The organism is Paenibacillus sp. RC67, from assembly GCF_030020805.1.
In the GTDB taxonomy this organism is placed as follows: domain Bacteria; phylum Bacillota; class Bacilli; order Paenibacillales; family NBRC-103111; genus Paenibacillus_S.
Window position 1 is genome coordinate 6,426,390 of sequence record NZ_CP125098.1, and the last position, 11,702, is coordinate 6,438,091.

Annotated in this window: 8 protein-coding genes and 2 pseudogenes; 7 read left to right on the forward strand and 3 right to left on the reverse strand. The window is 42.0% G+C overall.

The genetic code is table 11. The features are described from left to right. Positions 1 to 54: 54 nt before the first annotated feature. The 6 genes and pseudogenes from QMA13_RS29140 (at position 55) to QMA13_RS29165 (ending at position 6,644) form a co-directional block, all read left to right on the forward strand. Complete coding sequence (locus QMA13_RS29140; RefSeq protein WP_282937159.1) at positions 55 to 1,629, forward strand: ABC-F family ATP-binding cassette domain-containing protein; 1,575 nt, start codon at positions 55 to 57, stop codon at positions 1,627 to 1,629. Between the two features lie 408 nt (positions 1,630 to 2,037). Continuing rightward, complete coding sequence (locus QMA13_RS29145) at positions 2,038 to 3,474, forward strand: AcpB/EbpR/MafR family transcriptional regulator (protein WP_282937160.1); 1,437 nt, start codon at positions 2,038 to 2,040, stop codon at positions 3,472 to 3,474. 158 nt (positions 3,475 to 3,632) lie between these two features. Continuing rightward, entirely contained in the window at positions 3,633 to 4,340 is a 708-nt protein-coding gene (gene deoD / locus QMA13_RS29150; RefSeq protein ID WP_282943628.1) for a purine-nucleoside phosphorylase, read from the forward strand. Continuing rightward, a pseudogene (locus tag QMA13_RS29155) lies at positions 4,333 to 4,778 on the forward strand (purine/pyrimidine permease). The gene deoD and the pseudogene QMA13_RS29155 overlap by 8 nt, the downstream one beginning before the upstream one ends. 14 nt (positions 4,779 to 4,792) lie before the next feature. After that, a pseudogene (locus tag QMA13_RS29160) lies at positions 4,793 to 5,209 on the forward strand (purine/pyrimidine permease); the annotation flags it as partial. 253 nt (positions 5,210 to 5,462) lie between these two features. Further along, a complete protein-coding gene (locus tag QMA13_RS29165; protein WP_282937162.1) occupies positions 5,463 to 6,644 on the forward strand; it encodes a NupC/NupG family nucleoside CNT transporter in 1,182 nt (393 codons plus the stop codon). A gap of 248 nt (positions 6,645 to 6,892) precedes the next feature. Here the strand turns inward: QMA13_RS29165 and hisC are convergent, their stop codons facing one another. The 3 genes from hisC to QMA13_RS29180 all read right to left on the reverse strand — a co-directional run bounded on the left by hisC (position 6,893) and on the right by QMA13_RS29180 (position 10,400). Continuing rightward, positions 6,893 to 7,996: a histidinol-phosphate transaminase gene (hisC, locus tag QMA13_RS29170; RefSeq protein ID WP_282937163.1), complete on the reverse strand. Its 1,104-nt coding sequence runs from the start codon at positions 7,994 to 7,996 to the stop codon at positions 6,893 to 6,895. A 241-nt stretch (positions 7,997 to 8,237) separates the two neighbouring features. Next, positions 8,238 to 8,741, reverse strand: coding sequence for a GNAT family N-acetyltransferase (locus QMA13_RS29175; RefSeq protein WP_282937164.1), 504 nt, complete (start codon positions 8,739 to 8,741; stop codon positions 8,238 to 8,240). Between the two features lie 72 nt (positions 8,742 to 8,813). Beyond that, entirely contained in the window at positions 8,814 to 10,400 is a 1,587-nt protein-coding gene (locus QMA13_RS29180) for a bifunctional metallophosphatase/5'-nucleotidase (RefSeq protein ID WP_282937165.1), read from the reverse strand. Positions 10,401 to 10,674: 274 nt separating this feature from the next. Between QMA13_RS29180 and QMA13_RS29185 the strand changes: the two genes are divergently transcribed. Beyond that, positions 10,675 to 11,643 (forward strand): phosphate/phosphite/phosphonate ABC transporter substrate-binding protein, encoded by a 969-nt coding sequence (locus tag QMA13_RS29185; protein ID WP_282937166.1) that lies wholly within the window; start codon positions 10,675 to 10,677, stop codon positions 11,641 to 11,643. Positions 11,644 to 11,702: the final 59 nt, after the last annotated feature.

The window sequence follows — 11,702 nt, forward strand, 5'->3', positions numbered from 1 at the left end:
GAGGCGAGGGTGGTATAATCACGTTAGAGTGTTGGAAGCAGAAGGGTGATAACCATGAGCGTAATACGGTTGGAGAACGTCACGAAGAAGTATGAAGAGTCCATGATCTTTCGCGACATTTATTTTCGAATTATGCAAGGGGAACGTATCGGCTTAATCGGACGGAACGGCGCCGGCAAGTCGACGGTATTTAAGCTCATCATGGGTAAGGAAGAGCCGACGTCCGGCAGAGTAGAAATAGATCCTCAGGTGAGAATCGGGTATTTCTCGCAATTCTCGGAACTCAGCGGAGGCTTGTCCGTTCAACAAGAACTAGAAGCATGCTTCAAGCAGGTTGCCCTTATTGAACGAGAGTTGCAAGAGGTCGGAGATAAACTTGGTGTGGTTACCGACGATAGAGAGATGAATGCGCTGCTAGCAAGGCAAGCGGAGTTATTCGAACAGATGGATCATCTCGATGGCTGGAACGTTTCCGTCGAGATTAATACGGTGCTTACGAAGCTAGGGTTCAATGACAGATCTCGCAATCAGCCAATTGATGAGTTGTCTGGGGGATGGCGTAACCGCGCGGCGCTCGCCAAGATGCTAATCGAGCTGCCCGATGTCGTTCTGCTCGACGAGCCTACGAATTACTTGGATATGGAAGGGATCGCATGGCTGGAGCAGTGGCTGTACCGATTCAAGGGAGCCATGATTCTGGTGTCGCATGACCGGCAATTTATCGACAAGGTCGTCACGCGCACGATCGAGATCGAGAACTATCATTTTCAGGAATACGAAGGCAACTACACAGATTACGTCCGTAAGAAGAAGATGCGCAAGAAGGAGCTGGACCGCCAGTTTGAGTGGGAGGAAGAGCTGCTTCTCATGGAATCCGAGGCGATCGACGATCGCAAGAACCAGAATTCTGGTTCCAAAGACCGTCTCTCGCGGAAGCTGGCGGATAACAAGAAGCGGATAGAGCCTCATCCAGTTAACGTACTGATTACCGACATCTACGAGAGGTTGCGCTTTCCCGACAAGCTATGCGAAGTGAAGAAGATCGGGCAGACATACGAGGGCAGGCAGATCTTCGAGAACGTTAGCTTTGATATTCAGAAGGAAGATCGCTTGGTCATCGTGGGACCGAACGGAAGCGGGAAGTCCACGCTCATTAAGGTGCTTACCGGGCAGGAGAAGCCGGATTCCGGGGAGGTTGTCTGGGAGAAGGGAGTTAACTACGCCTATTTCAACCGGATGTGGGAGGAACTTGATCCTAAGGATACCGTCAGCCACGCGGTGAATACGTATGGATTGGGACTGGATGCTCCGCGCAAAAAGGTGAACAAATTCCTAGCTATGCTGCAATTCTCGGAGGCGGATCTGAGCAAGGCGATCGGCAATCTTTCTGGCGGGCAGAAAGCTCGGGTGGCGCTGGCTAAGTGTCTTCTCTCGGGTGCGGCTGTTATTATCTTGGACGAGCCGACCAACCATCTGGACCTCACGAGCATACAGGTTATGGAGCAAGCTCTGATTCATTTTCCCGGCGCGGTCATTACGGTAAGCCATGATCGATTCTTCATCGATAAGATCGGGACCAAGATGCTGACCTTCGATCCGGTAACGGGAGTGACCGAACAGAGCTTGTAAGAGAGAAGCCCCACCTTAACAGCCGCAACTGAGTTTAACGGGAATAATGGCTTTCTTGTTAATAAGCCATTGGCCAAACCTTGCCGTTTAAATCTTGGATAACATGGACTACGGGCGGCTCGAGCCAGAAAATAGAGCTTCGATGCTAGACGGTAGCAAGCAGTAACATATAAAGCTATGCAAAGAAGGCACTCAACTGAGTGCCTTTAATTTCGTTCTACTTATGATGCGGGGAACCTTATCATAAGTAGAACGAAATTATGGATAATAGTATTCAAACAGATCAAAAAGCCTACTCTTCCTTCTGGGGAATCGACTTTTTGTTCGAGGCTTGTTCGAATCACTGTAAAAGCACGTCAAAAAGGGCATACTATAAACATTCAAATTAAATTGAAATAGGGTGGGAAAATGGATAAGGGATTTAAATTAGCTAGCCAACTATTAACGCTGCTTGATATGGAACAAAGATGGTTCACTTTATCCGAAGTTGAAAAAAGTTTAGGTATCTCAGATAAAACAATACGTAAGATGGTTGAGGAAATCAGCAAGCAATTACCACCTACTGTAACCATTGAAGTTTCTAGAGGAAAGGGAATATTTCTTCGACGTGATGGGCGAAGTAAGACGATTAGTGAAGTGATTTCTTCTATGTTCAGACAAACCATCTTTTATAGGCTGATGAATTTATTGTTTACGAATGTTGGTCGACTGTCCGTGGAGGAGCTTTCCGGAGCCATGTTTATGAGTACCTCGTCTTTGAAGAAACTGATTGTGCACTTAAATAATAATGATCTAAAAGCGTATAAGTTAAGCATTACTTATTCTACACCTATGATCAAAGGGAATGAAATGAATATTCGATATTTTTATTGGAAGTTATATTGTGATGCGTATGAGTTTACAGGATGGCCCTTTGAGAATGTCGATTTTACTTATATAAATCAGTTAATCACAAATATAGAGAATGAGAAAAATATTGTTTATTTTATCAATTCCAAAAGGAGATTATCCTTTTTGTTGGCAATTGTTATAGAAAGAGTTGCTAAAGGAAAATGTGTAAAAATCAACGAAAATAGTTACCCTTGGGGAAAGGGTTTTTTTTATTTACCAGTGAAAACCCTTGCGAAGAGTCTTGAAGAAAAGCTCTCCATTGAATTTTCCAAAAGTGAAATATTCTTTATGCAATCACTGGTTAGTCTCAGCCAATATCATTATTATGAAGGATCAGAAATAACACCGATTAAAGAAATCGAATTACACAAAAATAAAGAAGAATTCCAAATGGGTAATCTGCTTCTAACGCTATTGGCAAAGGTATACCCCAACTTGGGTAAGGAAGAACGATTTATATTGGAGATATACGGGTTCTTTGACAAGCTATTAATCGATAATGCAATTCCTGAATGGATGATGATTTCAAAAAGTAATTTAACGGCATATGTTCAAAAGGAGTGCCAGCAGATTTATCAAGAATTGCAAACCTGCATGCAAACGTGGAATAAAGCTTACCCTTCCGTCTTGTATAATAATTTTCATTTAACAAAGCTAACCTTAATTGTTCGTTCAAGTTTACGTTATAAAAGGAAGAGGGCTTTCTTAGTAATCGGGGAAGAATTTTCAATCCGTCATTACATAGCTGATTTGATAAAGAAGGAAATTGGGGATCAGTTGATCATTAATACTTCCATAATGAAAGGGCTAACCGACGAAATGATGCAGCAACATAATATTGATCTTGTCATTAGTAATATCCCGGTTGTATTAGACACAGTGCCTGTTGTTATTATCTCTACGATCCCATCTAAAAGAGATATAGACAATATTCGTCAAGAATTGCTTTTATAATTTGACCAATTATTTTCCGTATCCTACGTAAGTTTTTGGTCTAGTTAGTTATGACAAAAAACCTTATGCTCAAGGTAGTTTCGGAATTGATTTTCATGACGAAGATGGAAGCGATTTCTGTAAGCCTGAGTTTAACATTAAAAGTTGGAGGAAGAGATATGAGTAGGCATTTAGGCGCAAAAAAAGGAGAAATAGCGGACCGTGTTTTGCTTCCAGGAGATCCTTTGCGTGCAAAATTTGTAGCAGAACACTTTTTAGATGAAGCCTATTGTTATAACGAAGTAAGAGGCATGTATGGGTATACTGGATTATACAAGGGTGTGCCGGTGTCGGTTCAGGGGACAGGGATGGGAAATCCAACGATGAGTATCTATGCAACGGAACTGATTGTCGATTATGAAGTCAAGAGATTGATTCGCATCGGTACTTGTGGCGCGATGCAGGAAGAAATTAATATCCGCGATATTATATTAGCCCAAGCAGTGTCTTCAGATAGTAATTTGACGGAGAAGATCTTCTATGGCTGTAATTATGCACCTACGGCAGATTTCACATTGTTAATGAAAGCATATCAACAAGCACAAGGTAAAAATTTGAATATCTTTGTTGGCAATATCTATAATTCTGATGAATTCTACCGTGAAAACTTAGATCGACTTCACAAGTTTATGGATTTCGGTGTATTAGCGGTAGAAATGGAAAGCACAGCCCTATATACTTTAGCCGCTAAATATGATGTAAAAGCACTATCGATTTTGACAGTAGGCAGTCAATTGTTAACACAGGAACACTTAACTCATAAAGAAAGTGAACAATCCTTTTATGAAATGGTCGAAATAGCTCTTAACACAGTCATTGATGGCTAATTATTTATATAACTTAACACCCATTGAGACTTCTGGACTCATCCAGAGCACAATATTTACTTTAGGGATAGCTGGATTGTTACAAGGCCTGATTGGTCATAAATTCCCTATTCATGAAGGTCCGGCAGGGTTATGGTGGAGTATTTTTACCATTTACGCGAGTTTAGTGGGGGTATTGTACTCTCTAATATCGCTGCCTTACAAGCTTTAAGTGGAGGAATGATCATTAGTGATGTTTTATTTATCCTAATTTCAGCATTCAAGCTAATGGATAAAATAGCCCGTCTATTTACACCAACCATCACTTTTATATATTTGCTCTTATTGATCATTCAATTAAGCGGTTCCTTTATGAAAGGGATGATGGGGATCACATCAAGCCACACTTTATTAGATGTTAAAGTGTTTTTGCTTAGTGTGATTGTGATTTTTAGTTAGGGGCTAGCCGTTTTGTTTTACTTCGCCAATTTTCAGTAATAGTTAGTATATTGATAGGTTGTCTGTTATTTAAAATTTGTGGCAATATGCAGGTGACTTCACAAGTGGATACTCTATTTAAGTTGCCGGAAATATTCCCTTTTGGAAGACCGAGATTTGATGGTGGGACAATCACTACTGCGTTTTTATTAACACTGTTATTAATAACCAACACTATTGCATCAATTCGGTTGATGGAAACCATTATGGAACAGAAACAAATGGATAATAACCGTTATTTGCGCGCTGGGCTTACTTCTGGGATTACGCATTTTATTGGTGGTTGTTTAGGGGCGATTGGCTCAGTACCTATTTCGGGAGCAAAGATTCCGGCTCCTATAGGCTATTCCGTTACATTCGTCATTTTTGTGAAGATGGTCGGACTTCCCTGAAGGAATTGAAGAAGGTTATTCGTGAAGAACGAACTTATGTCGTTAGTGGAGTTTCCCTTCTAGTGGGTGTGGGTTTAATGTTATCCCACCATCAGCCACGATCCATTTATCTCCGATCATGATAGCCATTTTAAATAATGGGTTAATTTGCGGAAGTCTGTTGGCGATTATCTTGGAACAAGGATTAATGTGGATAGATGTATTTCGGTATGAGGATTCCAAGAAAACTAACCGATAATTTGGAGGGATAGAGATGCATTATTTAATTTCTGTTGCCGGTCTGATTATTGTACTATTACTGGCATGGCTTGCGAGTAACAATAAGAAAAAGATTAAATATCGTCCGATCATTGTAATGATTGCTATTCAGATTTTTTTTGGACTGCTTATACTAAAAACAAGTATAGGCGAATTCTTAATTAAAGGTTTTGCCGATAGTTTTGCGAAATTACTTCAATATGCCAATGAAGGTACTGACTTTGTTTTTGGTGGGATTGCAAATGAAGGGGCCCATACATTTTTCCTTTATGTTTTGATGCCAATTGTTTTTATGTCAGCATTAATAGGGATTTTGCAACATTACAAAATACTGCCGTTCATTATAAAGTATATTGGTTTGGTACTAAGTAAAGTAAATGGCATGGGGAAATTGGAATCTTATAATGCGGTTGCAGCAGCAATTGTAGGACAAAATGAAGTATTTATTTCGGTGAAAAACCAACTTGGATTATTGCCAAAGCATCGCTTGTATACATTATGTGCGTCTGCAATGTCGACGGTATCCATGTCAATTGTTGGTTCATATATGACGATGCTAGAACCTAGGTATGTAGTGGCTGCATTAATATTAAACCTATTTGGCGGCTTTATCATTTCATCCATCATTAATCCGTATGAAGTTAAATCTGAAGAAGATATTATTGATGTTCAGGAAGAGGACAAACAAACGTTTTTTGAAATGCTGGGCGAATATATTATGGATGGCTTTAAAGTAGCCATAGTAGTTGGGGTAATGTTAGTTGGTTTTGTTGGGATAATTGCTTTAATTAACGGGGTCTTCAATGGCATATTCGGTATCTCGTTTCAAGGAGTTCTAGGGTATGTCTTTGCACCAATTGCCTTTCTTATCGGTGTACCATGGCATGAAGCTGTTAATGCAGGTAGTATCATGGCGACAAAGCTTGTTGCGAATGAATTTGTTGCTATGCTTGACTTTGTTAAAATTCAAGGCGGTTTAAGTGGGCGTACTACAGCCATTGTCTCCGTTTTTCTAATCTCATTTGCTAACTTTGGGTCCATTGGTACAATCGTGGGTGCAGTGAAAGGATTGAATGAAAAACAAGGGAATATTGTTGCTCGATTTGGATTAAAGCTGTTATATGGCGCCACGCTTGTAAGCGTTTTATCTGCCATAATTATCGGTATCATATTTTAGATGAAACACTTCTCTTTTGAATTGCGAATAAGCGAGCATTTGTGAGAAAGCTGAATCGTACTGAGGGAGTTCAATAAAACAGCATCAGTCTAGGACTTTATTTTTCAGTCCATGGCTGATGCTGTTTTATTTCATAGGTGAGTCTAACACTTATTTACCAGAGTTTCCCGTATTTTCATTCAAAAATCAAATGGATTACCCTTTATCCAATCTAATACTATATTTTCTCAGAACGTCTGTTCAAGCTATTACGATAACACCAAAGTCAGCTTCTCGATAAAAAACTCATTTTCTTCGCTTGTTCCTACCGTAACCCGGATATGCTCAGGCATTCCCCAGGTTCCCCCGTAACGGACGATAACCCCGTTCTCCATAAGGCGGGTATAAACCTCTTTGGCATCAGGTCCAAGCTTCACAAGAATAAAATTAGTCATACTTTCCGTATAGGATAGCCCTAGTCTGCGGAAAGCTTCGTACAATTGTTCACGCCCCAGAGCATTCACACGTTGGGATGCCTCAACATGCTCCGTATCCGTAATAGCAGCTTTCGCAGCTTCTTGGGCCAACGAGTTTACATTGAAAGGCTCTTTAACCTGCAAAATACTGCTGATCAAAGGAGATGGCGCCGCGCCGAAGCCGACACGAATACCAGCAAGACCGTAAATTTTAGAGAAGGTTTGCAAAACGATGATTGGATACCCTCCCCTCACAAATTCGAAGCCATCTGTATAATCCTCGGCAGATACATAGTGGCTGTAGGCAGCGTCGTACATCACCAGAACCTTTTTGGGCAAAGCATCGAGCAGATGCTTTAATTCCGTCTTTGGCAAATACGTGCCTGTAGGATTGTTCGGGGAACACAAGAATACCATTTTGGTACGCTCTGTTACAGCCACAAGCAGGTCATCCACATGGTATTGATAGCTTTCATCCAGCGGGACCGCTACAGGAACAGCTCCCATCAGGTGAGCTCCGAACTCATATTCGCTGAAGGATGGATGCGGTACGACAACTTCGTCTCCCTCCTCCAAAAAAGCTTCTGCAACCAGTTTAATCAGCTCATCAGCACCATTCGTTACTATAAGCTGATCTGGAGTAAGCTGGAGCGCTGAAGCAATGACTTCATTGAGTCCTTTTGTGCTCGCATCCGGATAGCGATGAATTTCCGGTAAATAAGCAACTAACGCTTCTACTGCCTTGGGAGATGCGCCAAGTGGATTTTCATTGGAAGCTAGCTTGACGACTTTTTCGATCCCAAGCTCTTTTTGCACCTCCCAAATCGGTTTGCCGGGAGAATAAGGCATCATATTGTCCAATGCCTTGCGTGCTTTAACTTGAATTAATTGACTCATACTTAATCTCTCCTCACCTATTACTTCATTACCATAATTCGATAATACACTAATGCATTAATCAAGTAAAGCGTTAAATTGAAATAGAGACTGAAGAGCGCTCGACATCACTTTGTGGAATCCGTTGTATTCCACTGTGAACTCGATTCTTCTCTACAGTCCCTACCCATTATGCTGGATTTATTTGGAGCCCCCAAACAACAATGAATACCAAGAGGCTCTAATTCAGCAGTTTAGCAAGTTATATCTGAATTGACATGAAGTCTTCATCCAAATAGACACCATCTACCTTTACCGCATCACGCTCTGTTGCATAGCTTATGAATCCAACCGATTCATAAAGCCTCTTCGCTCCTATATTGCTGGAGATAACAGTCAGATGGATTCGTTCCAAGCCGACGCATGATTTAGCCGCTTGCAACAGTTCGGTTATTAGAGCGTACCCCACTTTCTGCTTACGGTATTCCGGGGCGACATACATGGCATATATATTCGCTTTATGTGCGATTTTCGGGTTGGTTTCCCTAATGAAGGTCACTACGCCAGCTAGCTCTTCCGTATCCGTGAAGCAGCCGAGTGTAAACTTAGTATCGGTTGCTTGAAGCTTGTTTTGAAAGGTTTCCAACGGCTGTCCGCTTTCCAGCTCATAAGCAGCCAAGAAAGCATCCGGGTGCTCCTTAAGCGACCTTAGCCTTATATCTCGATACGGCTCAGCATCGGCCGGCGATAGCTTGCGAATCAACATCGAACCGTCTCCTTTCCTTTTAGATCTAACCCTTCCCGTTATGGATACAGGTGAAGGACTAGCGATTTACCATTAATCCCAGATAACTTCCCAGTTCGAATTTAAAGAAGCTTCGATCGTTCCTCTTTCCATGATATAGGTGGCGAGCAGTTCAGCCATATCGGTCGGAATATCACGTACCACCGTCTTACCTTGGAACATCGTATAGTTGCCGCCACCGCCCGCGCGATAATTGTTCATAACGACATCATATTCAGCAGCCAAATCAAGAGGTTGCCCTTGATATTGCAGCAGGACGACTCGTTGTCCTTCAGGACGAGAAATGTTCAGCTTATACTCAATACCTTCCCACATGTCATAGTTATAATGCTGCGGCTTAGGGTCGCTGAAAGCAGGATTCACCTTGACTGACTCCCCATCGTACAAGTCAAAATAAGAAGCCGAGCGTTCAAGCGCATCCTTAATATCTTGGCCGCTAATTCTAATCACCTGAAGCGTATTCGGATAAATATAGTTCGAAACGATGTCTCGCATCGTGATATCCGGCGGGAAGCCTGGAGCTATATTATCGAACAAGGCCGTATTGGAGATTGGGGCACCGGATAAATCTATTTGCACTTTATTAATAAACTCGATGAGCGGATGCTCTTTGATGCGCACACCCATGTGGTCGGTCACTCTCATGTCGCCAAGCAGCTTGCCGATAGGACGGTCCAGCCATTCTTGTGTCAGCTCTTCATGAGGTGCGACAAGCTCCAACAAAGTAGTATTCGCCTCTACACCTTCAGGTGACAGCAGCTCCGATAAAGCATCTGTAATGACCCATTGCCCATCCCGCTTAACCAAATGAATTTGTACCTTGCCCAAATTCGTTCCTTGGCTTCCAGGCTGAACAACCGTCACTCCGTTGATTTTGCAATCCGCAATCGTGCGATGCTGATGTCCGGTCAGCAGAACGTCAATACCTTTGACATTTTGACAAATGGCATAGCCCTCATTCTCCCCCGTAAGAGGCTCTGTCGGTTCCCCTGTTGCCATATTCCGTTCGAACCCACCATGATAGGAAACGACCATGACATCGGGTTGTTCTTCATGACGAATTCTCGCCACCCATTTATCGGCAGCTTCGAGTGCATCCTCAAAGTGCAGGCCTGCAATATGCTCTGGCTTTTCCCAATTTGGAATGTAATGGGTAGTAATCCCTAATACCGCAATACGAACGCCCTCAGGAAGTTCAATAATCCGGTATGGCTTTCCGAAAAAGGGTTCACCACTCTTAGCATTAACAATATTTGCGCTCAACCAAGGAAATTTCGACTCACTAACTGCCTTTTGAAGCAGCTCAAGACCGTAATTAAACTCATGATTTCCCATAACCGCGGCATCGCAGCCAATAGCATTCATACAGCTAATCATCGGATTAGGAGCATCTCCGTTCAGCTTGGCATGGTGATAGGCAAGCGGTGTTCCTTGAATCAAGTCCCCATTGTCTATGTAAATGACATGCCCTCCGCTCTTACGCTCCTTCTCAATCAATGAGGCAATCTTCGCCAAGCCGAATGAAGTAGGCTGATTGTTGGCGTATTGAATAGGGAGCAAAGCCCCGTGAAGATCACTTGTTTCCAAAATAGTTACTATGCAGGTTTGTTCGTTTGACATGGGATACAATCAACTCCGTTTATCTAGTTTTTTCCTATTATCATGCCTTATTCAATTGTAAAAATAAGGGTAAATATCAAAAAATCCCTACTTTTAAAAGATGGAAGTGTTTTCACTTTGTCCATAGCGTGGGACTTCATTTCATTACGACCTATTTTAACAATTTTTTGGCTCGAACGGTACTTTCTTAACAATTTTTTTACTGTAGATCTGGGCATATTATGCTATAGTAGATGATGGATTCAATTCCATAATTAACGGGAGGTCAAAAAAAATGTTTAAAAGAGTAGCAGCAATTAGCTTATCACTTCTGCTATCCGCAGGTATCGCGGCAGGCTGTGCTAAGAAAGAAGCTTCACCAGCAACACCAGCACCAGCAGACAAAGGGAAACAAGAAACACCAGCTAAAGGTTATGTTCCTAAAGAACTAACTGTACAGTTCGTTCCTTCCCAAAGTGCTGAAACATTGGAAGCAAAAGCTAAGCCGCTTGAAAAATTGCTGGGAGACAAGCTCGGTATTCCGGTTAAAGTTTCGATCTCCACTAACTACAACACAATTATCGAAGCTATGGCATCCAAAAAAGTAGATATCGGTTTTCTTCCTCCAACTGGCTACGTGTTAGCTCATGACGAGAAGAAAGCAGCTGATTTACTGCTTCAAGCACAACGTTATGGCGTTGACGATGCTACGGGTCAAGAAGACAAATCCAAGCTTGTTGATTCCTACAAATCGATGATTATCGTGAAAAACGATTCTCCGATCAAAACAATTGCAGATTTGAAAGATAAAAAAGTAGCTTGGCAGGACGTTACTTCCTCCGCTGGTTACATCTACCCAGGTCTTGAGCTTAAGAAAAACAAGATCGACCCTGATAAAGATGTAAAAGGTATTGTAGTAAAAGGTCACGATAAAGGCGTTCTGGCTGTTCTGAACAACGAAGTTGATGCAGCAGCTATTTTCCAAGATGCTCGTACAACGGTTATGAAGGATATTCCAGATGTATTCTCCAAAACACGCGTATTGTTCTTCACAGCTCCAATTCCAAACGATACTATCAGCGTTCGTAATGATATGGATCCGGAATGGCGCAAAAAGATTGCTGATGCTTTCATCGCTATCGGTAAAGATCCACAAGGTCAACAAATCATTTATGAAGTATACTCCCACCGCGGTTACACAGTTTCCGACGATAAGAAATTCGATGTCGTTCGTGATGCTAACAAGCAAATGGGCGGTAAGTAATCCAGCAAACAAGGGTGTCCCCAAAGCCATGAACATGGCTGCGGGACACCTCTTTTTTT